20 protein-coding genes are annotated in these 24814 nt (G+C 65.9%); 10 read left to right on the forward strand and 10 right to left on the reverse strand.

The genetic code is table 11. From position 1 onward, the window contains the following. Positions 1-30 precede the first annotated feature (30 nt). From EF834_RS00910 to EF834_RS00920, 3 genes are all read left to right on the forward strand, one after another. Positions 31-675: a phosphoribosyltransferase gene (locus EF834_RS00910; protein ID WP_127944638.1), complete on the forward strand. Its 645-nt coding sequence runs from the start codon at positions 31-33 to the stop codon at positions 673-675. A gap of 67 nt (positions 676-742) precedes the next feature. After that, a complete protein-coding gene (locus tag EF834_RS00915; protein ID WP_127944642.1) occupies positions 743-1450 on the forward strand; it encodes a heme peroxidase in 708 nt (235 codons plus the stop codon). A 161-nt stretch (positions 1451-1611) separates the two neighbouring features. Next, positions 1612-3399: an AMP-dependent synthetase/ligase gene (locus EF834_RS00920; RefSeq protein ID WP_127944645.1), complete on the forward strand. Its 1788-nt coding sequence runs from the start codon at positions 1612-1614 to the stop codon at positions 3397-3399. 66 nt (positions 3400-3465) lie between these two features. On the opposite strand, the gene EF834_RS00925 is transcribed toward EF834_RS00920, so the two are convergent. The 3 genes from EF834_RS00925 to EF834_RS00935 form a co-directional block, all read right to left on the reverse strand. Continuing rightward, positions 3466-4221 carry a maleylpyruvate isomerase N-terminal domain-containing protein gene (locus EF834_RS00925; protein WP_127944647.1) on the reverse strand — a complete coding sequence of 252 codons (756 nt, stop codon included), beginning with the start codon at positions 4219-4221 and terminating at the stop codon, positions 3466-3468. A gap of 73 nt (positions 4222-4294) precedes the next feature. Further along, positions 4295-5473, reverse strand: a complete 1179-nt coding sequence (locus tag EF834_RS00930; RefSeq protein WP_127944650.1) for an amino acid deaminase/aldolase — start codon at positions 5471-5473, stop codon at positions 4295-4297. Between the two features lie 75 nt (positions 5474-5548). Further along, positions 5549-6193 carry a TetR/AcrR family transcriptional regulator gene (locus EF834_RS00935; RefSeq protein ID WP_127944653.1) on the reverse strand — a complete coding sequence of 215 codons (645 nt, stop codon included), beginning with the start codon at positions 6191-6193 and terminating at the stop codon, positions 5549-5551. A gap of 76 nt (positions 6194-6269) precedes the next feature. Here EF834_RS00935 and EF834_RS00940 point away from each other — a divergent pair, with 76 nt between their 5' ends. Continuing rightward, positions 6270-7580 carry a D-arabinono-1,4-lactone oxidase gene (locus EF834_RS00940; protein WP_127944655.1) on the forward strand — a complete coding sequence of 437 codons (1311 nt, stop codon included), beginning with the start codon at positions 6270-6272 and terminating at the stop codon, positions 7578-7580. A gap of 174 nt (positions 7581-7754) precedes the next feature. Here the strand turns inward: EF834_RS00940 and EF834_RS00945 are convergent, their stop codons facing one another. Beyond that, the gene (locus EF834_RS00945; protein ID WP_206615150.1) at positions 7755-8387 is read right to left on the reverse strand and encodes a TetR/AcrR family transcriptional regulator; all 633 of its coding nucleotides are present in this window, start codon (positions 8385-8387) and stop codon (positions 7755-7757) included. Positions 8388-8586: 199 nt separating this feature from the next. Here EF834_RS00945 and EF834_RS00950 point away from each other — a divergent pair, with 199 nt between their 5' ends. The 6 genes from EF834_RS00950 (at position 8587) to EF834_RS00975 (ending at position 15449) form a co-directional block, all read left to right on the forward strand. Continuing rightward, complete coding sequence (locus tag EF834_RS00950) at positions 8587-9390, forward strand: SDR family NAD(P)-dependent oxidoreductase (protein ID WP_127944661.1); 804 nt, start codon at positions 8587-8589, stop codon at positions 9388-9390. 152 nt (positions 9391-9542) lie between these two features. Beyond that, the gene (locus tag EF834_RS00955) at positions 9543-10664 is read left to right on the forward strand and encodes a DUF5938 domain-containing protein (RefSeq protein ID WP_127944664.1); all 1122 of its coding nucleotides are present in this window, start codon (positions 9543-9545) and stop codon (positions 10662-10664) included. Between the two features lie 192 nt (positions 10665-10856). Next, positions 10857-12335, forward strand: a complete 1479-nt coding sequence (locus tag EF834_RS00960) for a class I adenylate-forming enzyme family protein (protein ID WP_127944668.1) — start codon at positions 10857-10859, stop codon at positions 12333-12335. Between the two features lie 79 nt (positions 12336-12414). Continuing rightward, the gene (locus tag EF834_RS00965; protein WP_127944671.1) at positions 12415-13602 is read left to right on the forward strand and encodes a lipid-transfer protein; all 1188 of its coding nucleotides are present in this window, start codon (positions 12415-12417) and stop codon (positions 13600-13602) included. A gap of 69 nt (positions 13603-13671) precedes the next feature. After that, positions 13672-14442, forward strand: coding sequence for a glucose 1-dehydrogenase (locus EF834_RS00970; RefSeq protein WP_127944675.1), 771 nt, complete (start codon positions 13672-13674; stop codon positions 14440-14442). Further along, positions 14442-15449, forward strand: a complete 1008-nt coding sequence (locus EF834_RS00975) for a zinc-dependent alcohol dehydrogenase family protein (protein WP_127944679.1) — start codon at positions 14442-14444, stop codon at positions 15447-15449. The genes EF834_RS00970 and EF834_RS00975 overlap by 1 nt, the downstream gene beginning before the upstream one ends. A 6-nt stretch (positions 15450-15455) precedes the next feature. Here the strand turns inward: EF834_RS00975 and EF834_RS00980 are convergent, their stop codons facing one another. The 6 genes from EF834_RS00980 to EF834_RS01005 form a co-directional block, all read right to left on the reverse strand. Continuing rightward, entirely contained in the window at positions 15456-16424 is a 969-nt protein-coding gene (locus tag EF834_RS00980) for an adenosine deaminase (RefSeq protein WP_127944682.1), read from the reverse strand. 5 nt (positions 16425-16429) lie between these two features. Next, complete coding sequence (locus EF834_RS00985; RefSeq protein WP_127944685.1) at positions 16430-17191, reverse strand: crotonase/enoyl-CoA hydratase family protein; 762 nt, start codon at positions 17189-17191, stop codon at positions 16430-16432. Further along, positions 17181-18710, reverse strand: a complete 1530-nt coding sequence (locus tag EF834_RS00990) for a class I adenylate-forming enzyme family protein (protein ID WP_235870939.1) — start codon at positions 18708-18710, stop codon at positions 17181-17183. Before EF834_RS00990 ends, EF834_RS00985 begins: the two co-directional genes overlap by 11 nt. A 134-nt stretch (positions 18711-18844) precedes the next feature. After that, positions 18845-19708, reverse strand: a complete 864-nt coding sequence (locus tag EF834_RS00995) for an alpha/beta fold hydrolase (protein WP_127944688.1) — start codon at positions 19706-19708, stop codon at positions 18845-18847. A gap of 152 nt (positions 19709-19860) precedes the next feature. After that, positions 19861-22242 carry an ATP-binding protein gene (locus EF834_RS01000; protein WP_127944691.1) on the reverse strand — a complete coding sequence of 794 codons (2382 nt, stop codon included), beginning with the start codon at positions 22240-22242 and terminating at the stop codon, positions 19861-19863. 124 nt (positions 22243-22366) lie between these two features. Continuing rightward, positions 22367-24751 (reverse strand): ATP-binding protein, encoded by a 2385-nt coding sequence (locus tag EF834_RS01005; RefSeq protein WP_127944694.1) that lies wholly within the window; start codon positions 24749-24751, stop codon positions 22367-22369. Between the last annotated feature and the right edge of the window lie 63 nt (positions 24752-24814).

The following is a 24814-nucleotide window of genomic DNA, read 5'->3' on the forward strand; positions in this document are numbered from 1 at the left end:
TCGGAGGAGAGAGCGAAACGGAGCACGCGCATGCACTATGCGACGCGCGAGAGAGCAGGTCGCACGCTGGCCAAGTCGCTGAGCCACCTTCGCGGGTCGGACCCCGTGGTGCTCGGACTCCCCCGCGGCGGCGTCCCGGTCGCATTCGAGGTCGCGAAGGCACTCGACGCGCCTCTCGACGTCATCCTCGTTCGCAAGCTCGGGGTGCCGTGGCAACCCGAACTGGCCATGGGGGCGATCGGCGAGGGCGATGTCGAGGTGTTGAACGAAGACGTCGTCCGCCACGCACAACTGCCGCGTGAGGCGGTGGACGAGGTGCGCACGAAGGAACGACAGGAACTGAAACGACGGGCCGAGGCGCTGCGCGGGCGCCATCCGCACGCGCCATTGGCCGGCCGAACTGCCATTCTCGTCGACGATGGGATGGCGACAGGGGCGACAGCCGCCGTCGCCTGCCAAGTCGCGCGGGCCGCCGGGGCGAGTCGTGTCGTTGTCGCAGTACCAGTGGCGTCCCCGGAGGCCATGTCCCGCATGAGGGTGTGTGCCGATGAGGTCGTCTGCCCATTCGTCCCGGCGGACCTCGGCGGCGTCGGCGGCGCGTACGTCGACTTCCACCAACTCGACGACGTCGAGGTGACAGACTTACTCGCGCGCTCCAACGAAAAAAGTTCGTGACCGAGGAAACACTCCCCATGCCTGCGTCGATATACGGACCAGGGAACCGCGAAGCCTGGGAGGACCCGTGACCGTCTCGGAAAATCAGATTCACAAAGTCGTCGATGCCTGTCGCACACGCCTGGGCGACCCCGGCGGATGGGTGTCGCCCGACGCGTACCGGCGCAGCCTGGCCCTGTGCATCATCGAGTCGGTCCAGGCGGCCGGGGCACGTTTCGCCGACGCAGGATTGGTGGTCGACAGGTACCTCGCGTACCGACGAGCACACGATTCGGGCCCGGTCACCGACGGCGCACGCACCCTGCTACGCACGTTCGAACAGGTCGGAAGTGCCGATCAATGGGCCGGCAAGATCGGCAATTACAAGCGCCGCTACTCGGAGTCGGCGGCTCCTCTCCGGGCCAGCGAGATCCAACGTGCCGCCGAACGCCTCCACGCGCTACACATCGACTCCGTCGCAGATCTGATCGACGCCACCCATGACTCCCACACCGCGAGCGAGCTGCGCACCGCATGGCACGAGTCCTGCGGTGCCAACGACGACACCACCTGGCTGCACCTGCTCCTCCTTGCCGGCATCGCCGACGCCGACGACACGGCCGCCGTCGAGGGGTTCGTGCGATCGGCGCTGACGGGTTCACCGGACCCTTGCCCGCCGGCAGCCGAGGTTCTCGCGGCAGCGGCCGATGAACTCGGCGTCTCGCCAACGGCGCTCGAGTACGCAGTGCTGCGGTGGCGATGCACCTGCGACGAACACTTCTTGCCCGTCGCCTGACGGATCGAGCGCCGGCACAGAAGTTCGGCAGAACTCGCGGCCGCTGTTGTTTTCACAGGTCGGGACCCCGATCGACGCAAATCGGGCACCCAGCTCCGTGCAAACACTCCTCGAATGTGATGCAATGCACATCCAACATGACATTTCTTGGAGGGGTCAAAGTGCGTGAGTATTCGGTTCCACAGTCGTTCACCATCCCAGACGACGCGTCGATGGCCGACACTGTCTTCCGGTACGAAGAGGAATGCCCGAACCACATCCCGTTCAAGAAGCCTGCCGGCGGCAACTGGGTCGACGTAACCGCAGCCCAGTTCGCGAAAGAGATCAAGGCTGTCGCGAAGGGCCTGATGGCATCCGGCATCGAGCTCGGTGACCGCGTCGCGATCCTGGCGGCCACGCGCTACGAGTGGGTCGTCCTGGACTACGCGATCTGGACCGCGGGCGGCTGCACGGTTGCGATCTACGAGACCTCGTCCGCCGATCAGTCGAAGTGGATCCTCGAGGATTCGGCCACATCCTTGCTCATAGTGGAGACGTCCGCGCATGCCGAGCGGGTCAAGGACGTCGCGGAGGCCGCGCCCGCACTGCGCGAGGTGCTGCAGATCGAAGCCGGCGCGATCGACGAGCTCACCACTCGCGGTGCCGGCATCAGCGACGACGAACTGCACGAGCGCCGACGGCAGGTAGGCGCGTCGTCGCCGGCTACCCTCATCTACACGTCCGGCACCACCGGCCGCCCGAAGGGCGTTCAGCTCACGCACGGGAACTTCTTCGCCGAGTCGGCTTCCGTCCGGATCGCGATCAGGGATGCGATGCGGGAGGGCAAGCGCACCCTCCTGTTCCTGCCGCTCGCGCACGTGTTCGCGCGGGCCATCTCGTTCGGAGCGTTCGATTCGAAGGTCACCGTTGCGCACACCGCCGACCTGACCACACTGCTCGACCAGTTCGCCGTCTTGAAGCCGCACTTCATCCTCTCGGTCCCCCGCGTATTCGAAAAGGTCTACAACTCCGCGAAGCAGAAGGCCGAGGACGGCGGCAAGGGCAAGATCTTCGCCAAGGCCGCCGAGACCGCCATCGCCTGGAGCGAGGCACAGGACAAGGGCGGGCCCGGACTCGGCCTGCGCCTGCGTCATTTCGTCTTCGACAAGCTGGTCTACGGCAAGCTGCGTGAGGCCCTGGGCGGCGAGTGCGAGCGCGCCGTGTCGGGCGGTGCACCCCTCGGCGCCCGCCTCGGCCACTTCTTCCGCGGCATCGGCATCCCGGTATACGAGGGCTACGGCCTCACCGAGACCAGCGCCGCTATCACCATCAACACCACGAACGAAATCAAGATCGGCACTGTCGGCAAACCGATCGACGGCCACGCCGCACAGATCGCCGAGGACGGCGAGCTCCTCGTCCGCGGCCCGGTCGTGTTCGGTGGCTACTGGCACAACGAGACGGCCACAGCTGAATCGATCCGCGACGGATGGTTCCACACCGGTGACCTCGGGACGATCGACACCGAGGGCTACGTCACGATCACCGGCCGCAAGAAGGAGATCATCGTGACCGCCGGCGGCAAGAACGTCGCCCCCGCAGTGCTCGAGGACGCGCTACGCGCACATGCACTGATCAGCCAGTGCCTGGTCGTCGGTGACGCGAAGCCGTTCATCGGCGCCCTCATCACCCTCGATCCCGAAGCTCTGCCCGGTTGGATGGAGCGGCACGGCGTGTCGACCGACACCCCGATCTCGGAGATCGTCAAGCATCCCGACCTCGTCGCCGAGATCGACGCCGCGGTCTCCGAGGGCAACAAGAAGGTGTCCAACCCGGAGCAGATCAAGAAGTACCGGATCCTCGATGTCGACTTCACCATCGACACAGGTGAGCTGACGCCCACGCTGAAGCTCAAGCGCAACGTCATTCACGAGCGACACGCCGACACCATCGCACGGATCTACGCCTAATCGGCGACGACGCGACAAGCAGAATCGGGCCCGGATGCCACTGGCATCCGGGCCCGATCGCTAGGTCTAGATCGCCGCTGCTCCGAAGAGAGCCCGCGCCAGAGCTACCTCGCCGACGGCGTCCAGATTGACCAGGGGGCGCCGCCGCCAGAGCGTGAGTAGCAAATCTTGCGCGGGGCCTCGCAGCGCGACATCGCCTGTGCGGTGTTCGCGAGTGACCTCGACGGCATCGGATCCGAACGCGATGTGCCACTCCGCCGACTCGGTGTCGGTGCCGTGCAGGTGGATGGCGCGCCCGTCGAGCGAGTCCGGCAGCCGGCCGCCTCGCGCGAGACGTACCAGGAACACGTGAACCCACTCGTCGACGCCATCGGCCGCGATCTGCGGGTCAAGTTCGGCAACCCGGGGGCCGCCCGCTGCCTGCAAGGCGTCGGCCACGTCTATCCGGTGGACCGCTACCTCGTGGGTCTGCCTCCGCAACCACCACGCCACCGTGCCCGGTCCGCTCATTGTCGGTGCCGGCTTCCCGAGGTCGAGACGGGTGAAGGCGTCGAGGACCGAATCGAGTGCGGCCCGATAGGTGGCAAGACATTCCGGCCCTCGCGGCATGTCTCCGTTACGGCGGATCGCCGACAGCGGCGTTTCGGCGGAAGCCTGCAACGCAGCGACAACCCACTGATGCACCTTGCCGGTGTGTCGCACCACGTGTTCGACAGTCCACCCCGGGACCATCGGCACCGGTTCGGACAGCGCCGCGACCGGGGTCGCGGCCAGCATCTCGCCTTGCTCACGCAGCGCGTTCTGAAGACTCGCGGCATCCATCAGCCAACGGTAACGCCGTACAGGAAGTTCGCGAGGGCGTTCGTCACCACCAAAGGGAAGCTGACCGGACCGATCAGCCGAAGCACATCCCTTCGCCCCGGTAGGTGGGTGTCGCGGTCGCCTTGCCGTCGCCATCGACCAGGTACAGGTCGGAAAAGCGCTCACACAATTCACCGGCCTTCGCGTGCCGGAACCAGACCCGGTCACCCACCGCAAGCGTCGCGGCCGCTGCTCCCTCGACCGGGGTCTGCACCTCACCGGCGCCCTCGTTGCGGAGCAGCTTCAGCCGTGGCGGCCACACGGGCGACGGAATCCGGGTCTTGGAGGCCGGACCGGACGCGATGTAGCCACCCCCGAACAGGGTCGTGACCCGCGGGGTCGGCTTACGCACCGCGGGCAGCGCGAAGAACATCGCCGGTCGCGGAGTGAACGAGTGGTAGCGGTCGAACAGTGTGGGCACATACAGGCCCGAACCGGCGGTGACCTCGGTGACGCTGGAGTCGGCCGAGCTCAACTCGAGGGAGCCGGTACCGCCGCTGTTGACGATCTCCAGTTTGCCCACCTCTGCGGTGACGGCATCGACGACAGCCGTTCGCCGCTTGGACAACTCCGCCGCGGACGCCTTCTTGACCATCCGCACCGCGAGACTCGTGTCCTGCAGACCTGCGATCTGGGCCTCGTAGAACATCACGCCGACGACGGCGAACCCGCGGTCGGCCGCAAGCTTGGCCAGCCGAGCCACCTCGCCGGGCTCGCGCAAAGGCGAGCGCCGCACGCCCAGATGGGCCGGACCAATCCGCAGCGACGCATCTACGTCGAGGCATACCCGCGGACGGACACGATCGGTTCCCATCGCCGCGCGGGCGACGTCGAGCTGGGCGACGTCGTCGACCATCAGCGTGACCCGGTCGAGCAACGCGGGATCGGCGCCCAATTCGGCAAGAGCGGCGCGATCCACGGTTGGGTAGCCCATCAAGACGTCCTCGGCACCCTGCCGAGCGAGCCAAATCGCCTCCCGCAGCGAGTACGACATGACGCCGCGGAAGCCGCCGGAGGCGGTGAGCGACGACCCTAAGGCCACTTCGAGGACGGCTCGGCAGCGTACCGACTTGCTGGCCACTCGGACCGGCGTTCCGTTCGCCCGTCGGACCAGATCGGACGCGTTCGTGCGCAGCGTCGTCAGATCCAGGGCCGCCAACGGCGGGTCGAGATGGGCCGTGGCGGCGGTCAGTCGGTCGATCGTGGCAGTCACATCAGTTCCGTTCGTCAGTCCAAAGAGGCCGGCGTCCGGACTAGTCGATCACTCTCCTGAACGATTGTCCAGGTCCTAATCCGCCTCGACCGCCTTACCCGCGACAATTCGCGCCAGATCGTCCAGCTCGGTGAGGATGGCGTTGCTGTCGCGGTCGACGAGCCAGCGCAGCACGATCCCATCGATGATGGCGAGTGCGAAGCGGGCGATCGCGTCAACCGGCTCGGTCCACGAGCACCCCGTACGGCGAGCACACTCTTCCAGAAACGCGCTGGCTTGGACGTCCATGACCTGGTACTGCTCGTCGGCGACACTCCCGGCGAGGGGCGCGCCGGCTGCACGGTGCCGCAGCGCATAGGCGGTGATCTCGTACGTGAGCAACTGCCGATCGGCGGTGGACTCGATGACCTGCCACATCCCGGTGAGACCCGTGTGCAGGACTTCCCGCAGACCTGTCAGCCCGACCGGTTCCTGGGAATCCAGCACCGACGTGAATGCCTCGTGGATACCGCCACTGAGTTGCAGCACCAGGCTCTCGGCCATGGCTGCGACCAGGGCTTCCTTGTTCTCGAAGCAGTAGTGCACGACGCCGAGCGACACACCCGCTTCCTCGGCGACAGCGCGGATCGTCACCGCGGCGATACCACCGTGTTCGGCGATGGACAGAGCGGCCTCGACGAGCTGGGCACGGCGTTCTTCCGCGGGGAGCCGATTCAACATCCCCTGATCGTAAGACCAATGGCCCTATTTGCGTGTCTTATTTGCTTGGACACTCGTCCAAGTGAATAGTTACGGCATGGCACAGCACACGTGGCGAAACTGGGCGAGAACCCACTCGTCGACACCACACCGATTCGAGACGCCCCGATCGGTGGCAGAACTCAGCACGCTCGTCGCGAAGGCGGCCGAGCAAGGATTGCACGTCAAGCCCGTGGGGGCGGGCCACTCGTTCACCGGAGTCGCCGTCACCGACGGTGTGTTGGTGAGCCTCGACAACATCGCTGGTATCGAGTCCGTACGCACCACGCCCGAGGGTCCGGTCGCGACCGTGCTCGCGGGTACACGTCTACGGAGCCTGAACGACCAACTCTGGGACCGAGGACTCGCGATGATCAACCTCGGCGACATCGACGTGCAGTCGATCGCCGGGGCGCTGTCGACAGGCACCCACGGGACCGGAGCGCAGTTCGGTGGGTTGGCGACGGTGATCCGTGGGCTGCAGATCGTCCTGGCCGACGGTTCGGTCGTCGACTGCTCCGACTCCGAGAACCCCGACCTGTACCAGGCCGCGAAGATCGGCCTCGGCGCAATCGGAATCATCTCCAAGCTCGACCTTGCGGTGCAGCCGGCCTTCACGCTGCGGGCGGTCGAGAGCCCGGCCCGACTCGACGAGACGCTCGAAGGGCTCGAGCACGACCTCGCGACCGTCGATCACTTCGAGTTCTACTGGTTCCCCCACACCAATCGCGTACTGACGAAGCGCAACACCCGACTTCCCGGCGACTCGCCGTTGCAACCGGTCAGCCCGATTCGCAGCTTCATCGACGACGAACTGCTGTCCAACACCGTGTTCGAGGGGGTCAACCGGGTGACGACCGCCGTCCCGTCGGCCATTCCGCAGATCAACCAGATCTCGGCCCGTGCGCTTTCGGCGCGTGAGTTCACCGACCGCAGCTATCGCGTGTTCGCCTCGCCTCGCCGGGTTCGCTTCCGTGAGATGGAGTATGCGGTGCCGCAGGAGACGGTCAAGGACACCTTGCGGGAGATCTCGACCTGGCTCGACCGATCGGACTGCCGGATCGCGTTCCCGGTCGAGGTGCGTTTCGCCCCGGCCGATGATCTCTGGATGTCGACCGCAAGCGGCCGGGACAGCGCCTACATCGCCGTCCACCAGTACTACCGTCGCGACCACCGCGAGTACTTCGACGCGGTCGAGGCGATCGCGCGTGCCGTCGACGGTCGACCGCACTGGGGCAAGATGCACAGTCGCACCGCCGCCGATCTGCGGCCGACGTACGCGCGGTTCGACGACTTCTGCGCCGTCCGCGACAAGTACGACCCCTCGCGAGTCTTCGACAACGACTACCTCCGACAGGTTCTCGCCTGACCCGGTCGGAACCGACCTGATACCGGTCGGCACATCGCCGTAGTGCGCGATGTGCCGATCGGATCGAATCCCTCACGCCAGGAACGACGTTCGTTCCGTCGCGAGGGCACTCCAGGCAGAACGCAGGGTGGACCTGTACTGATCTCGACGTTCCCCACGCCGCCTGCTACCCACTCAGGGCGCGACAGCCACGCACTCGAGCAATTCGACTATCGCAGTGCGTAGTTCGGAACCATCGGATGGAGCCGAGCGCTCGTTGAGCACTGCGTGCTGGAAGATCCCATCGAACAGCGCATAGATCATGGCAGACGACATCGTCAGCTTCCGGTCCCCGAGTTCCGCGAAGTGTTCGACCACACGGAAGATCATCGCCTCGAGGTTGCGATCGAGTTCGGCGACTTTCTGCGCAAGTTCGGCATCGAACATCGATTGACTGCGCAAGTCGTACCAGAGGCGCTGCACCGGGGCGTCGTCGATCAGTGACACGATCATCGCGTCACAGAACAGTTGGCGGACATCGTCTTCGGTCGTACCCGCGCCCACGACGCTGTCGTAGCGTGCGATGCAGCGGGCCTTGTAGTGCTGGACGCAGTAGGTGATCAGTTCCGTCTTGTCCTGGAAGTAGTAGTGCAAGACGCCGTGCGTGAACTGGGACTTGTCTGCGATGTCCCGAAGACTGGTACGGGCGTACCCCTGCTCGGCAAGTGTCGCCAGCGCTGCAGCGGCAAGCTGCTCGCGGCGATCTTCGAACTTGTCGGCGGGCCGCCTGCGCGTTCGGACGGCCGAATGCCCGAGCGTCTTCGTCATCAACTCCTCCATCTCACGTGCACCTTCACAGAGCAACGGAGTATACGGGAACTTGACTCTACCTGGGCAAACCACCTCCCGTGCGCCAATCTCTTGACAGTTGTCTAATTTTTTCTTGACAGTTGCCAAGGGATAAGTAGTGTGATCCGCGTCGCAAGCGCTGCGGAATCCGTCACATACTCGGCAAGGGAGCATTGAAGTGGGTACGTTCGACCTATCGGGCAAGAAAGCGCTGGTCACAGGCGGTGCGCAAGGTCTAGGCGAAGGCTTCGCCCTCGCCCTCGCCAAGGCGGGTGCCGATGTCGTCATCAGCGACATCCAGGACGACCTAGGCAAGCAGACCGCCGATCGCCTCGCCGAAACAGGCCGTCGTGTCGGATTCGCCCATCACGACGTCACTTCCGAGGATGATTGGCGCGCGACAGTCGCGGCCACTGTGGACCTGCTCGGCGGTTTCGACATCCTGGTCAACAACGCCGGTATCGAAATCACCGGCCTGCTCTCGGCTTTCGACCCGGATGGCTGGCGACGGATGTTCGACGTCAACGTGGTCGGCACCGGTCTGGGTATCAAGCACGCCTTTACTGCGATGGCACCCGGCGGCACTGCAGGCCAGGGAGGGGTCGTCATCAATGTGGCCTCCGTAGCCGCGACCATCGCGTTTCCCGGTATCGCCGGCTACTCGGCGTCGAAGTCGGCGGTGGATCGGATCACCAGGATCGCGGCACAGGAGTCCGGCAAGCTCGGCTACGGCGTGCGTGTGAACTGCCTCTACCCGGGCCTGGTCGCAACCGAGATGGGTAACCAACTAGCCGGCGACCTGGTCACTCTGGGACTTGCGAGCGATCTCGGCGAGGCTATCGGAGCGGTTGTCGAGCAGACACCGTCAGGCCGCCTGGGTGAAGTGTCCGACATGGCCAGTGCGGTGGTGTTCCTTGCGTCGGACGACGCCCAGTTCATCAACGGCGCGGGTATTCCGGTCGACGGCGGTATGGGCATGTAGTTGCGCCGGACGCCGGCACGACGCGCCCTTTCCCTTGCACCCCGCTCCCTTTGCGCCCGTTCCCCTTTCCGCCCGTTCCCTTTTCCGCCCGTTCCCCTTTCCACACCTTCAACTTTGCCCACTGACAACGGTCACACACAGAAGGACATGACATGACCGACACGAAGCCTGTTGTCGTCTACGGTTCCTCCGGGTACACGGGGCGCCTCGTATGCGAGTACCTGCGCGAATACAACGTTCCGTTCATCGCCGCTGGTCGCGACCGTAAACGCGTCGAGGAGGGCCTCGCTGCCGTCCCCGGCGTCGGGACCGTCGAGCACGAGGTCGTCGAGGTCGAGCACACGGTCGAGGCCCTGACCGAGCTGTTCTCAGGGGCCAGTGCGGTCTGCAATATGGTTGGCCCGTTCATCAAGTACGGCCCGGTGGCCGTAGAAGCCGCCCTCGCCGCCGGCTGTCACTACATGGACACCACCGGCGAGCAGGACTGGGTCATGGATGCTCAGGCCAGGTGGGGTGAGCAGTACAAGGAGAAGGGCCTGCTTCTCTCGCCGGGAATCGCCCACATGTACACCACGAGCGAGATCGCTGCGAACATCTGTCTCGAAACCCCGGGCGTCGACTCGCTCGACATCGTGTCGATGTTCAACGGCTTCCCGACCTATGCATCGACGCAGACGATCTTCCACAGCCTCAAGTCCGACTGGTACCAACTCCAGCAAAACCAATATGTCCAGTGGGATCGGACCTCGAAGTTCGAGATAAACATTCCTGGCCAGCACGATCGTGGCCTGGCGCTGCCGTGGGGCGGAATGTCCCACCCGGTGTGGTTCAAGGACGACCCGCGGGTCGCCAACGTCCGCTCGATCGGCGGGGTCTACGACCGGACCGTGATGGAGGGCGTCATCGAGACACTGAAGATGATCGAAGAGAAGATCAAGCCGTTGCCGACCGAGCAACAAGAAGCGGCCCTTTCGGAGATCGCCGGATCCGTTCAGGCCGGGATGCCGCCACGAGAGAACCCCCGGATCAACAAGTCGATCGACTCGGTCCACGGCTCCGGCCCGCTCGCGCGGGCACACTGCGTCATCCACGGCAACTGTAACTACAAGCAGACCGGTCTGCTGCAGGCTTACGCCGCCTACTCGCTGCTCCAGCAACCGCCCCGGCGCGCCGGTTTCGGATCGGCGTGCCAGGCGTTCGGTCACCGCGAACTCCTCGGGGTCTTGCGTAGCTTCGGGCTCGTCCTCGAGCCGATCGTCGAGGCTCATTCCTGACGGCAGACTGTCTCAACTCCGGCGTGATGCCGGGAGTTCGGCACCCGGCATCGCACATACATCGATTGTCGCCCTTGTGCTCTGAACGCAATAGACGGCCGAAACTCTGTCCTCGGCGCACATGGCGCAAGTCGTATGTGCTTCTTACTGTTCTCCTGTACTCCTGTTGAGCTCGAATCGAAGGTCTCCATCATGAATTGGTCTGCATTGCCGGACGAACGCGCACGGATCGATCGCCAAGGCGCATGTATCGCCGACCAGCGGATCGCCTTGTCCAATGGCGAGTTTGCCGAACACGTACGTTCTGCCGCAGCACAATTGACTGATCTCGGGGTGAAGCCGGGATCGGTGGTGGCCGTTCAACTGCAGAATCGAGTCGAGCTGATCGTGGCCCTGTTCGCGGCATGGCGGATCGGTGCGGCCGCGACTCCGGTCAATCCGAACCTGACCGACTTCGAGACCGCCCACCAGCTGAAGGACGCCAACGCCGCAGTACTGATCGGCGACGATCGGCCGGCGCCGTCCTTCGAGGGCGCCTATCTCGACGTGGCGCAGCTGGGAGCGAGCGTTGCCCCGGAGACCGGCGACGCATACCTTCCGGCACCCGACGATCTGGCGCTGCTGATATACACCAGCGGAACGACCGGCTCGCCGAAGGGTGTGATGCTCACCCATGCCAACCTTCAGGTCATGTGCGAGAGCGTGATCGAGGCGCTCGAAATGACCGCGGACGACCACTGCCTGCTGGTGCTGCCGCTGTTTCACGCCAACGCCATCGTGCTGAGCACACTGACCCCGCTACTCGTCGGGGCGCACGCCACCATCGCGGTCAAGTTCAACATCGACACCTTCTTCGAGCTGGTCGAGAAGCACCGCCCCACCTACTTTTCCGCGGTTCCGACCATCTACGCAATGCTGGATGCGCTGGGCAAGGAAGTCCAGCCCGATACGTCGTCCATCCGACTGGCCATCGGAGGCGCCGCCCCGATGCCGGCCGATCTCATCGAACGGATCGAGGCCCGCTACGGCTTCCCCCTCATCGAGGGCTACGGACTGTCGGAGGGCACCTGCGCATCGACCATCAACCCGCTGCACGGTGTTCGCAAGCCGGGCACCGTGGGGATCCCACTGCCCGGCCAGCGCATCGAGATCGTCGCGCCAGACGGTTCGTCACAGCCGCAGGGAGCGACCGGCGAGGTGGCCATCAGTGGCCCGAACGTGATGGCCGGCTACTTCGGAAAACCCGAGGAAACGGCGAAGACGTTGGCCAACGGGCGCCTCCACACCGGTGATGTCGGCTACCTCGACGAGGACGGATACCTCGTGTTGGTCGACCGCATCAAGGACATGATCATCCGCGGCGGGGAGAACCTCTATCCCAAGGAGATCGAGACGGCCCTGTACACCCACCCGGACGTGCTCGAAGCCGCTGTGATCGGGCAGCCGGACCCCATATACGGCGAGGTCCCGGTTGCGTACGTGGCCCTACGACCGGGGTCTCCCCTCAGCACCGACGACCTCTTCGACGTCTGTCGAAAGTCCTTGTCCAAGTTCAAGCTTCCGGTTGAGATCGTTACCCGGGAGAACCTGCCGAAGAATGCCGTCGGCAAGCTCGACAAGCCCACGCTGAGGGCGCAGATGCGCGCGCGTGGCCAGGCCGCGAATTCTTGACGGCCCACCCGACCTGCCACCGTCGAAATCGTTGCCACACTTGTGTGAACACCGAAACAAGGGAACTCACGGAGTCGTAGTGTCCAGATCAGTATGCGTCGTGGGCGTCGGTATGGTGCCCTTCACCAAGCCCAGCAAGACCGACCCGTATGACGTGATGGGCGCGGCCGCCGCGCGGAAAGCACTCGACGACGCCGGCGTGGACTTCGCCGAGGTCGAGCAAGCGTATGTCGGATACGTCTACGGCGACTCGACGTCCGGCCAGGCATCGTTGTACGGCATCGGCCTCACAGGCATCCCGGTGGTCAACGTCAACAACAACTGCGCGACCGGTTCGACTGCACTGTTCCTGGCTCGCCAGACCGTCGAGTCGGGTGCCGCCGACTGTGTCCTGGCCCTCGGATTCGAGCAGATGAGCCCGGGTGCGCTGGGGGTGGGATTCACGGACCGCCCGTCACCGCTGGCGCGTTTCGACGAGACCGTCGACGCTCGCCGGGGTCCCGAGCCTGATTCGCCGTTGGCGCCGAGGTACTTCGGCAATGCCGGCCTCGAGCACATGGAGCGCTACGGGACCGCGCCGGAGACGTTTGCCCAGATCGCGGTGAAGGCGAGGCGTCACGCCGCGAACAACCCGTACGCGGTCTTCCGTGACTCCGTCACGGTGGAGGAGGTGATGGCCTCGCCGCCGATCTACGGTCCCCTGACCCGGCTGCAATGCTGCCCCCCGACCTGCGGAGCGGCTGCCGCGGTGATCTGCAGCGAAGACTTCGCGCGGCGCCACGGCCTGGACACGACCGTGCGGATCGCGGCCCAGGCAATGACGACCGACTTCGAGACCACCTTCGATCCGACCGATATGCGACGGCTGGTCGGCTACGACCTCACCGCCGCTGCTGCGACCGCTGTGTACGAAGCGGCGAGCGTGTCGCCGGACGACATCGACGTCGCGGAATTGCACGACTGCTTCACCACCAACGAGTTGATCACGTACGAGGGCTTGCAGTTCACTCCCGAGGGCACTGCCGAGAAGTTCGTCCTCGACGGCCAGAACACCTATGGCGGCCGAATCGTCACCAACCCGTCCGGAGGGCTGCTGTCGAAGGGACACCCACTCGGGGCCACCGGACTTGCCCAGTGCTCGGAACTGATTTGGCAGCTGCGCGACACCGCCGATGCCAGGCAGGTCGACGGTGCACGTCTCGCACTCCAACACAATCTCGGACTCGGCGGAGCCTGCGTCGTGACGCTCTACGAACGCGCCGGCTGAACAGCCGCCCGGTGAACGTCTTCGGCTCCACTGCCTTCCCATCGTCCACACTCACCACAGGAGAAGCTCATGGTTGGTCTGCTTACTGACAAGGTAGCCATCGTCACGGGAGCCGGTGCCGGTATCGGTGCGGCGATCGCCCGCGCATACGGCGCCGAGGGCGCGCGTGTCGTCGTCTCCGACATCAACGGTGATGCGGCGAGGGAGGTGTCCTCGTCCATCGAGGGGTCCATCGCGGTCACGGCCGACGTCGCTGACGAAGAACAGGTGAAGGCACTTGTCCAACGAACGGTCGCCGAGTTCGGCGGCCTGCACGTGGTGGTTCCGAACGCGGGTATAGCGACGGCGAAGCCGCTGCTGGAGACTTCCTTCGAGGACTGGCGAAGGGTGATGTCGGTCGATCTCGACGGAGTGTTCCTGACCATCCGTCATTGCCTGCCGGCGATGCTCGAATCCGGGGGTGGGTCGATCGTGAACATCTCCTCGATCTCGTCCACCACCGGTTCTGCCCTCATCGGCAGCTACGCCGCTGCGAAGGCCGCGGTGCGGAACCTGACGGAGACGCTCTCGGCCGAGCTGCGGTTCCAGAACATCCGCGCCAATGCGCTTCTGCCCGGGTTCATCGATACCGATCTCGTCAAGACGCACCAGCCGGAATTCGAGCGGGCGCTCGGTCTCGAGGCCGGCGGGTTCGACAATGTGATCACTGCCAAGCAGACACGTTACGGCCGGACCGAAGAGGTGGCTGCTGCGGCGGTGTTCTTCGCGAGTGACCAGTCGTCTTGGTGCAACGGAAGCAGCCTGATCCTCGACGGCGGCTTCAAAGCATCCCTACTCTGATGCTCTCCCCAGCCGTATACGTCGTGCCGCCCGGCGGCCTCGATCACCTCGTCACCCGAGATGTGGATGCACCTGAGCCGCAACCCGGCGAAGTCACCATCGAGGTGCATGCGAACTCGCTGAACCACCACGACGTTCTTGTCGCGAGCGGCGCGATCGAGACCGGTGAACCACGAATCCTGCTCTCCGACGCGGCGGGTGAGGTTGTCGCGCTCGGCGACGGAGAGTCGCGGTTCGAGCTGGGCGACCGGGTGATGACGACCTACCTGCCGCACTGGCACCACGGACGGCCCTCCTTCGACGGGTTTGCGAACTCGCCGGGTGACGGCGTCGACGGCTACGCCCGTCGGTTTGTCACGATCGACGCCGCCGCGTTGACCGGAATCCCGCGGAACTACTCGTACGCCGAGGCCGCGACCCTACCGACCGCAGGACTGTCGGCCTGGCGGGCACTGTTCTCGTCGGCGCCGCTCAGGCCGGGACAGTCCGTGCTCGTTCCCGGTTCGAGCACGGTGTCACTGTTCGCAATTCAACTCGCCAAGGCCGTCGGCGCAAGGGTGATCGGTACGTCCTCGTCGACAGAGAAGATGTCGAGGCTTCTCGATCTGGGCGTCGACGCCGCCGTCAACTACCGAGACAATCCTCAATGGGGGCGAGAGGCCTTTGATCTCGTGGGTCACGGGGTCGATCACGTGCTCGACATCGGTGGGCCGGCCACATTGAATCAGTCCCTCGCCGCAGTGAAGGTCGGCGGACGGATCAGCGCACTGGGCATCATGGCGGGGGCGTCGTCGGTGGTCGATTTCACGCCGCTACTGACCAAGCAGATCACGATCGAGGGTCTGCTGGTCGGAAGCAAGGAACATCAGGAGGAGATGGTCGCCGGGCTCGAGGGCCTCGAGGTCAATCCTGTCATCGACTCGGCGTACCCGCTCGATCGCTTGAGCGACGCGCTCCGCCACCAGGAGTCGGGCCGGCACTTCGGCAAGATCGTCGTCACGTCGTAGCTGCCGTCACGATCGGAGCAGTTCCGCCTTGCGGCCGGGGGATGCGAATGACGCCTCGATCGAGTTGCGGGCGAGCAGCGCCTCCTCGTCCTCGGTCAGGCCCTGCCGGTCGCGCAGCTGCGCGAAGTTCGCGCCGACGTCGCCACCGAAGTAGGCGGGATCGTCGGAGTTCACGGTGACCCGAAGACCCGCCTGCAGCATGGTCCGCAGCGGATGCTCATCGATGGAATCCACTACGCGCAGACGCACATTCGACAGCGGACACACTGTCAACGGGACCTCCTCGTCCACCAGCCGCTCGACCAGCGCCGGGTCCTCGAGGCAGCGCACGCCGTGGTCGATCCGCTGTGCACCGAGCAGATCCAGTGCCTGCCAGATGTACTCGGGTGGGCCTTCCTCGCCGGCATGGGCTACGGCATGCAGGCCCTCCGCCCGAGCACGGGCGAACACGTCCTCGAACAGAGTCGGCGGATATCCGACCTCCGTGGAATCGAGCCCGACGCCGATGATCGGCGCCCGCAACCGCAACAGCTCCGCCAGCACCTCCTCGGCGTCGTGTACCGGCTCGTCCCGTAGGAACGCCGCGATCAGTCCGCTGCTCACGCCGAACTCGCGCTCACTCGCGGCGAGCGCGTCGAAGATTCCGTCGAGCACCACCTGCAGCGGCACTCCACGCGAGATGTGCGCCTGCGGATCGAAGAAGATCTCCGCGTGCCGTACCCCCGCGGCGGCGGCGCGCCGCAGGTAATCACGTGTGAGGTCGGCGAAATCCTCCGCCGTGCGCAACACGGCCATGTTCGCGAAGTACAGATCGAGGAACGACTGCAGATCGGTGAACTCATAACGGGCTTCGAGGTCTGCAGGCGTGCCGTACGGAAGGTGCATTCGATTGCGCTCGGCAAGTGCGAAGATCAATTCCGGCCCGAGTGCACCCTCAATGTGCATGTGCAGTTCTGCAAACGGCGTCGCGGCCATTCCCGTCAGCGCCCCTTCCACACCGGTGCGCGCTTCTCGGCGAAGGCGGTCGCGCCCTCGCGTGCATCCTCGGAGACGAACACGGGGGCGATGGTCTCGAGTTGACGTGCGAAAGCCTCATCGGAGGACCAATCCGCGGACCGGATGATCACTTCCTTCGTCTTCGCCACCGCGAGCGGGCCGTTAGCGGTGACACGTTCGGCGAGGGCGAGCGCCCCCTCGAGCGCACCGCCGGGCTCGGTCAATGTGTTGACGAGCCCGTATGCGGCGGCCTCCTCCGCGGTGAACGCATCACCGGTAAGCGCATACTCCATCGCCTTCTGATACGGGATCCGGCGGGGCAGGCGCAGCAGCCCGCCCGCACCGGCAACCAGGCCTCGCTTCACCTCGGGGATCCCGAACTTCGCCTCCCGCGACGCGACCACCAAGTCCGTGGCGAGGACGAGTTCGGTGCCACCGGCCAGCGCGTATCCCTCCACCGCAGCGATGAGAGGCTTTCGCGGCGGCACCTCTGTGAATCCCAGTCCCCTACCTGGCGCCAGGATGTTCTCGCCGGCGACGAAGGCCTTCAGGTCCATACCCGCGCAGAAGTTTCCGCCGGCACCGGTGAGGATCCCGAGTGAGAGCCCATCGTCGCCGTCCAACTCGTCGACGGCTGCCGCCAGCCCACGGCTCACGGCACCGTTGATCGCATTTCGCGCATCCGGGCGGTTGATCGTGATCACCATCGCACGACCGCGGCGCTCGCGCAGAACTTCATCCGACATCGGCACATCCCTTCGTCGTGGAACGATCTTCGAACCACACACGCACCGAGCGCCGGTCGATTCGTCCCATGGAATTGCGTGGTAGTACATCGCTCTTCGCGCACAAGTGTCGCGGAAGCCGGTGGCCGAGAAGCGCTTCGAGGAACTCGCCGACGGCGTCGGGCTCGAGGTCTGCGCCTGTCTTCGGGACCACAATCACGCCGAAGTCCGGTCCGCGAGCCGTCATCACGTCGACCGCAACAGCCTCGTCCACATCTGAATACCCGAGCAGCAAGTCCTCGACCTCCCTGCTGTAGACCACACCGCGAGAGATCTCGACCGCCTCCTCTACGCGTCCGACGATTCGGAACTCACCACCGAGCCCGATCCGCGCGACGTCGCCGGTGTGCAGCCACCCGCGCGCGGTCGTCCGCGCGGTGCCCTCGTGGCTGCCCCAGTACCCTCGCATCACGCTCGGCCCGCGGCACCACAACTCTCCGACACTGGGATCGACTGCAGATTCCGCAACCGCGAACTCCATTCCATTGTGGGGTAGTTCGGTTCGCCCGTCGACCGCGGTCATCGGCAGGATCATTCCGGCACCACCGGTTTCCGTCATTCCCCAGCCCGAGACGACCTCCGCTACCGGAAAGCGGTCACGCAACTGTTCCACCGTCGCGGCCGACACGATCTCGTCGTCGAGTGCGAGAAATCTCAGTGATCCGAACGGACCGGTCGAGGTGCGCAGGACCTGCCGGAACAGGCGAGCGGGAGCCGAAAGGCGTTCGATCCCTTCGACGTCGAAGGCGCGGCACAGACTGTCGGTATCCAGCTCGGGGGCCAGGACCACGGTGCCACCGGAAGCCAAGGTGGGCAGCAGTTGAGACACGCAGACCGTAGCTGAACTGAGCGGCAGCGCCACGGCATGGCGCAGACCATCCGGGGTGACCCTCTCCCGGCCACCCCAAGACCGGATCACCGCCTCGACTGTGGAGAGCACGTTCTCGTGGCTCAACTCGACGCCCTTGGGCTGGCCCGTGGTACCGCTCGTGTAGAAGAGGAGCGCCGAATCGCTCAGCGCCGCACCGTCGTCGATGAAGGGTGTCCCGGTCGGCAATTCCGCGTCGAGGACAAGGAGGCTTCCGCTGTCCTCGAGAATTCGCCGCAACTGCGCATCTGAGTGGCCGGGATGCACGGGAACAGGCACGCCGCCGGCGAGCAGGACGCCGAGGAAGGCCTGCACCCACCGCACCCCATTCGGCATCCGGATTGCGACCCGATCGCCGATACCGACACCCCGTTCGAGCATCCCCCCCGCGATCCGGGACGCCGACGTCCACAGTTGCGCATAGGTCAGCCGCCGACCTCCGCCGGCCTCGACGACGGCCTCACGCCCCGCGTACCGGTGCGCGGCAACATCGAGTAGTTCGGTCAAGCACGATGTGAGCCCGGTGAAGTGCAGCAGGCCATCGGCGCAACGCACCATCCGGCCATCACACAACCGACCGGTCTCGACGGGATACTCGAGCAGCGACGCCACAGCCACCTCCACGAGTCGGGTTGGCCACGACTATATGACCCCGGTCACAAATGTGTCGGACGAACCGCGCGGTCGGCGTGACGCTATGGCGCGGTTCCGAAGCTCGGCATCGAGGTGGCGCGCCCTCCGACGCCTCAGGCGGCGCGCTCGGTGTCCGAACGGAGGATCTCGGTGAGCGCCCGGCCGAAGGTGTCGGGGTCGCCGATCAACCAGCCGTGGCAGCCGGCCACACGGTGTACACGCGGGTTGCGCAGCGCACTGCGCAGGGACTCGAAGCTGGCCTGCGGAATGAAGGTGTCTCCCCGACTCCACAGCAGCGTGGTCTTCAAGCCGCGGTCGGCGATACGGGTGGCCTCCGCGCGCAGGTCCGCGGTTCGCGCCAGCTCCCCGACCTGCCACAGCGCGGACGGGCTGTGGACCATGTTGCGCACCGCGTCCCCGGTGATCGTCGCGATCGCCGAAACGGGAGTGCCCGACAGGACCGCGTCGACTGCCGCGGAAACGCCCCAACGCCATAGCGGGCGGTGCCTGATGTCGCGCACCTTCCCGTTCGGCGCCCAGGCGCCACCGCCTACCGAGTTGACCAGCACGAGTCGCGATACCCGATCGCCGAGGCCGTCCGCCGTCGCGAGCGCCACCCCGCCGCCGAAAGAGTGCCCGACGACGGTGACGGGGTCGTCGACGCCGAGCGAGTCGAGGAATCTCCCCACCCACCGGGCGTACCCGCCGAAACCATGGTGCTGTGCCGACAGCGGGTCTGTGCCGCCGAAGCCCGGCAACGCCGGCGCGTACACGCGCACGCCCGTAGCGGCGAGCCGGTCGATCGCCCCCGCATAGGTCCGGTGGGTGAGACCGAAGCCATGCAGGAAGACCACAGGTCGTCCGCGCCCGGCCACCCCGTAGGGGACGGTGCAGCCGTCGACGTCGATTTCGCGCCACGACGGTCCGAGATCGGCTCGGGGGTCGATCGTCGGATGAAATTCCGGCTGTCGGCGCATCGGGGTACCTCACTTTGTGCAATCGGCGTCGGCTGGTAATAGCTTCGTTATCCGCGCCCCATCTGCACGACGGTAGAATTACGTATTTATATACGTGTTCCGCGCCACAGGGTCCCCGCGCACGCCTCCGCCCACGGGGCCGATACCCCGGTTCAAGCTGTTGATTCGTCACGCTGTTCGGCGACCCACGCCGCAATCTGGGTGCGTGACCCGAACCCGAGTTTGGTGAGCACCCGCTCGACGTGGCCCTCGGCCGTGCGCTGGGCAATCACCAGCGTCTCGGCGATCTCCCGGTCGGTCAGGCCACGTGCCACGAGTTCCGCGACCTGACGTTGACGTGGGGTAAGCGCGGGTGTCGTATCGGTCGGAATCACGATCCGCATCGCCGCGGTGGGCGCATCCAGCTCGGCCCGCGCAAGCTCAGTGCAGTCTCCCGGCGAAAGCGCGAACTCGACGGCGTCGGCGAACCCCAGGGCCACGCCACGAGAGAAGGCCGCCTCGAAGGCTCGATCACCCAGGAGTCGCCGGCACTGTCTGCGGCACTCCTCGTGGTACTCGAGCATTCCCGGAACCGCCACCGGCGGCACCCCCATCTCCCGGCGCATTGCTTCCGCCGCACCCGACAGGATTGCGCCCCGTTGGCCCTGGCGCGCGTCGGCAGCAGCCCACGCCATCGCCTCGAGGCACCCCGCGCCTGCAAAGTGATCGTCGACCTCCGGTGTGAGTGGCAGCGCCTCGGCGAACAGCTGGGCAGCACTCTCGCGTTCACCTCGCCTCCACAGCGTCAGCCCGAGCACGAACATTGCCCCGGCCTGATAAAAGGTCGCGCCGTGGGCCCGCGCAATCGACAGCAGTTCCTCGAAGTAAGCCGTCCCGCGTTCGGGATCCCCGCACATCCCGGCCACCAGACCCAGCGCCCCCAGCGTCCAGATGACTAGTGACAGCTCCGGACGAGCTCGGAACTGCCCGAGCGCAGGCTCGAACAACTCGGCAGCACGAGCGCACTCACCCTGATACAGCGCCTGCGCGCCGGCCGCGTGCAGGACGAGAGCATCGACGTACGGATCATCGAGGACCCGGGCGAGGGACTGCGCCCGCGCGATCAGCTCGGACGCGGCGGCGAAGTCTTCCTGCATGCTCGCGAGCAGGCTGGCATTGCAGAGGGCGGCGACGCGTACCGGATCGGGAACCTCCTCGGAGGCATCGAGGATGCGTGCAAACCAGCGCCGCCCCTCGTCGAGCATCCCCTTGCAGAACCAGAACGGGAACAGCGCCTTCGCCATCTGCACCCCGGTCGGCGCCTCCCCGGATCCTGTCACACAGAAGTCGAAAGCTTCACGCAGATTCGCGGTCTCCCGAGTCAGCCGTGCGATGATCTCCACCTGACGTGGACCGACCCAGTCCGCCTCGGCACGCGCGACGAGAGACTGGTACCAGGCCAGGTGCCGGCGCCGGCACTCCGCCCGCTCGCCCGCCTCGACGAGCCTTTCCTGCCCGTACTCCCGCAACATCTCGAGCATCCGGTAGCGAACCACCGCACCGGAACGCTCCGCGATCAGGATCGACTTGTCGACCAGAGACCCCACCAGAATTTGCACGTCCCCCGACAGCGCGTCAGCGCACACCCCTTCGACTGCGTCCAGCTCGAATCCGCCCGAGAGGACCGACAACCGATTCCACAGCCGGCGCTCGTCCGGATTACACAGCTCGTAGCTCCAATCGACACTCATCCGCAGTGTCTGCAGCCGTGACGGAGCCACCCGGCTGCCGGCGGTCAGCAAGCGGTACCGGTCGGTGAGCCGGTCCAGGATCTGCTCCGGCGACAACACCCGCACACGAGCGGCCGCGAGTTCGATCGCGAGAGGCAGCCCTTCCAGGCGATGACAGATCCGGGCGATCGCAGCCCGGTTGCCCTCCGTGACGGCGAAGCCCGGGACAGCGGCCTCGGCGCGTTCGACGAACAGCGTCGCGGACTCGTAACTCGGCATTGCCTGCAGGGTCGGAGGCGAATCCGGGTCGGGAACCGGAAGCGGCGGCACCCGCAGAACCGCCTTACCACCCACGTCGAGAGACTCCCGGCTCGTCGCGAGGACCCGCAGACCTGGGCAGCTGCGCAGAAGCAAGTCGACCAACTTCGAGGCCGCCCCCACGAGGTGCTCACAGTTGTCGAGCAGGACAAGCAGATCCCTGCTGCCGACGAAGTCCACCAGCAGATCGGTCGGCGAACGCGCGGCAAGGTCGCGCAGCCTGAACGACTCGGCAACCGCGTTCGGGACCAACTCCGGATCCCGTAGCGCCCCGAGTTCGACCAGCCAGACGCCGTCACGGAACTCGCGCTGCACCTCACCTGCGACCTGCAGCGCGAGCCGCGTCTTCCCGACGCCCCCGATACCCGACAGCGTCACCACGCGAGACTTGGTGAGCAAACGCTTTGTCGCCGAGACCTCATGTCGCCGTCCGACGAATGTCGTCAACGTAGCTGGAAGATTCCCGACCCTTCCCTTGGGGGCGGGCCTCTTGGGGGCAGGTGACATGGACCGGCTCGCTTCCTCCCCCGCTGTCAATAGTCTCGTTTTCCGCACCCGATCGGCACGACGGTAGAACTACGTGTTTTTCAAGGGTTCGGCGCCACGGGGTTCTCCTGGACGAATACGTCCGCTAGTTCGATGCCCCAGTCGAAGATGTTGACTCTTTGCGTTGTTCGGCGACCCACGCCGCAATCTGGGTGCGTGACCCGAACCCGAGTTTGGCGAGAACCCGCTCGACGTGACCCTCTGCCGTACGCTGCGCGATCACCAGCGTCTCGGCGATCTCCCGGTTGGTCAGGCCACGTGCCACGAGATCCGCGACCTGACGCTCGCGGCGGGTCAGCACAGCCCGCGCAGCCACCGGTTCCGCGATCCGCATCGATGCGGCAGGCGCGCCCCTCTTGGCCCGCATCCGCTCGGTGCCGTCTCCCGCCGACAGTGCCAACTCGACGGCGTCGGCGAACTCCAGGGCCGCGCCACGAGAGAAAGCCGCCTCGAAAGCCCGGGCACCGAGGAGTCGCCGGCACTGTCTACGGCACTGCTCGTGGTAGTCGAGCATTGCCGGAACCACCACCGGCGGCACACCCATGTAGCGCCGCATCGCCTCCGCAGCACCCGACAGGACGGCGCCCCGTTCACCCTGGCCGGCATCGGCGGCTACCCAGGCCATCGCCTCGAGGCACCCCACGCCGGCGAAGTGATCGTCGACAGCCGGTGTGAGTGGCAGCGCCTCAGCGAACAGCCCGGCCCCACGCTCGCGCTCACCTCGCCGCCACAGCGTCAGTCCGAGCATGAACATCGCCCTGGCCTGATAGGTAGTCGCGCCGTGGCGGCGCGCAATCGACAGTAGTTCCTCGAAGTAGTCCGTCCCGCGTTCGGCGTCCCCGCACATCCCGGCGACCAGACCCAGCGCCCCCAGGGTCCATATGACTAGTGATAGGTCCGGACGAGCTCGGAACTGCCCGAGCGCGGGCTCGAGCAACTCGACGGCACCTGTGCACTCGCCCTGGTAGACCGCCCGCCGCCCGGCCGCGTGTAGAACGAGAGCATCGATGTACGGGTCCTCGAGGACCCGGGCGAGGGATCGCGCCCGCGCGATCAGCTCGGACGCGGCAGCGAAATCTTCCTGCATGCTCGCGAACAGGCTGGCGTCACAGAGGGCGGCGACGCGGATCGGATCGGGAATCTCGTCGGAGGCATCGAGAAAGCGTGTAAACCAGCGCCGTCCCTCGTCGAGCATCCCCTTGCAGAACCAGAACGAGTACAGCGCCTTCGCCATCTGCACCCCGGTCGGCGCCTCGCCGGACCCGGTCACACAGAAGTCGAGAGCTTCACGTAGGTTCCTGTTCTCCCGGGTGAGCCTGGCGATGATCTCCACCTGACGCGGGCCGACCCAGTCCGCCTCCGCACGCTCGACCAGAGCGCGGTACCAGTGCAGGTGCCGATGCCGGCACTCCGTCAACTCTCCCGCTTCGTCGAGCTTCTCCCGGCCGTAGTCCCGCAACATCTCGAGCATCCGGTAGCGAACCACCGCGCCGGACCGCTCCGCAATCAGGATCGACTTGTCGACCAGAGACCCCACCAGCCCCAGCGTGTCCCCCGATACGGCGTCAGCGCACACGCCTTCGACTGCGTCCAGCTCGAACTCGCCCGAGAAGACCGACAACCAGCTCCACAACCGGCGCTCCTGCGGAGTGCACAGCTCGTAGCTCCAATCGACACTCATCCGCAGTGTCTGCAATCGGGACGGAGCCACCCGGCTGCCGGCGGTCAGCAAGCGGTAGCGGTCGGTGAGCCGCTCGAGGATCTGCTCCGGCGACAACACCCGCACACGAGCGGCTGCGAGCTCGATCGCGAGGGGCAATCCGTGCAGGCGATGACAGATCCGGGCGATCGCAGCCCGGTTGTCCTCCTTTAGGGCGAAGTCCGGGTCAACGGCTTGGGCACGCTCGACGAAGAGCGTCGCGGCTTCGTAGCTAGGCATAGCCTGCAGGGTCGGCGGCGAGTGCGGGGCGGGAACCGGAAGCGGCGGCACCCGAAGGACTGCCTCACCACCCACGTCGAGAGGCTCCCGGCTCGTCGCGAGGACGCGAAGGCCTGGGCAGTTGCGCAGGAGCAGGTCGACCAGCTCAGAGGTCGCGCCGACCAGGTGCTCACAGTTGTCGAGCAGGACGAGCAGATCCCTGCTGCCGACGAAGTCCACCAGCAGATCGGTCGGCGAATGCGCGGCGAGATCGCGCAGCCCGAACGACTCGGCAACCGCGTTCGGGACCAACTCCGGATCCCGTAGCGCCCCGAGTTCGACGAGCCACGCACCGTCACGGAAGTCGCGCTGCACCTCACCTGCGACCTGCAGTGCGAGCCGCGTCTTCCCGACGCCCCCGATACCCGACAGCGTCACCAGGCGAGACTTGGTGAGCAAGCGTTTCGTCGCCGAGGACTCGCGCCTTCGTCCGACGAATGTCGTCAGCGCAGCTGGGAGATTTCCGACCCTTCTCTGGGCGGCCGTAGCCATGGACCGTCTCTCTTCCTCCACCCCTGCGGATTCGACGGTACGCGAACCCCATCGAGGGAGCAG

The organism is Rhodococcus spongiicola, from assembly GCF_004011835.1.
Classification (GTDB): Bacteria; Actinomycetota; Actinomycetes; order Mycobacteriales; family Mycobacteriaceae; genus Prescottella; species Prescottella spongiicola.

What these genes read in the sequence shown, in the direction of transcription:
- EF834_RS00910 (WP_127944638.1), top strand. Translation starts at nt 31, where the DNA reads ATGCACTATGCGACGCGCGAGAGAGCAGGTCGCACGCTGGCCAAGTCG.
- EF834_RS00925 (WP_127944647.1), bottom strand. Translation starts at nt 4,221, where the DNA reads ATGGATGCCGCGAGTCTTCAGAACGCGCTGCGTGAGCAAGGCGAGATG.
- EF834_RS00935 (WP_127944653.1), bottom strand. Translation starts at nt 6,193, where the DNA reads ATGTTGAATCGGCTCCCCGCGGAAGAACGCCGTGCCCAGCTCGTCGAG.
- EF834_RS00940 (WP_127944655.1), top strand. Translation starts at nt 6,270, where the DNA reads ATGGCACAGCACACGTGGCGAAACTGGGCGAGAACCCACTCGTCGACA.
- EF834_RS00945 (WP_206615150.1), bottom strand. Translation starts at nt 8,387, where the DNA reads ATGACGAAGACGCTCGGGCATTCGGCCGTCCGAACGCGCAGGCGGCCC.
- EF834_RS00955 (WP_127944664.1), top strand. Translation starts at nt 9,543, where the DNA reads ATGACCGACACGAAGCCTGTTGTCGTCTACGGTTCCTCCGGGTACACG.
- EF834_RS00960 (WP_127944668.1), top strand. Translation starts at nt 10,857, where the DNA reads ATGAATTGGTCTGCATTGCCGGACGAACGCGCACGGATCGATCGCCAA.
- EF834_RS00970 (WP_127944675.1), top strand. Translation starts at nt 13,672, where the DNA reads ATGGTTGGTCTGCTTACTGACAAGGTAGCCATCGTCACGGGAGCCGGT.
- EF834_RS00975 (WP_127944679.1), top strand. Translation starts at nt 14,442, where the DNA reads ATGCTCTCCCCAGCCGTATACGTCGTGCCGCCCGGCGGCCTCGATCAC.
- EF834_RS00980 (WP_127944682.1), bottom strand. Translation starts at nt 16,424, where the DNA reads ATGGCCGCGACGCCGTTTGCAGAACTGCACATGCACATTGAGGGTGCA.
- EF834_RS00985 (WP_127944685.1), bottom strand. Translation starts at nt 17,191, where the DNA reads ATGTCGGATGAAGTTCTGCGCGAGCGCCGCGGTCGTGCGATGGTGATC.
- EF834_RS00995 (WP_127944688.1), bottom strand. Translation starts at nt 19,708, where the DNA reads ATGCGCCGACAGCCGGAATTTCATCCGACGATCGACCCCCGAGCCGAT.
- EF834_RS01000 (WP_127944691.1), bottom strand. Translation starts at nt 22,242, where the DNA reads ATGTCACCTGCCCCCAAGAGGCCCGCCCCCAAGGGAAGGGTCGGGAAT.
- EF834_RS01005 (WP_127944694.1), bottom strand. Translation starts at nt 24,751, where the DNA reads ATGGCTACGGCCGCCCAGAGAAGGGTCGGAAATCTCCCAGCTGCGCTG.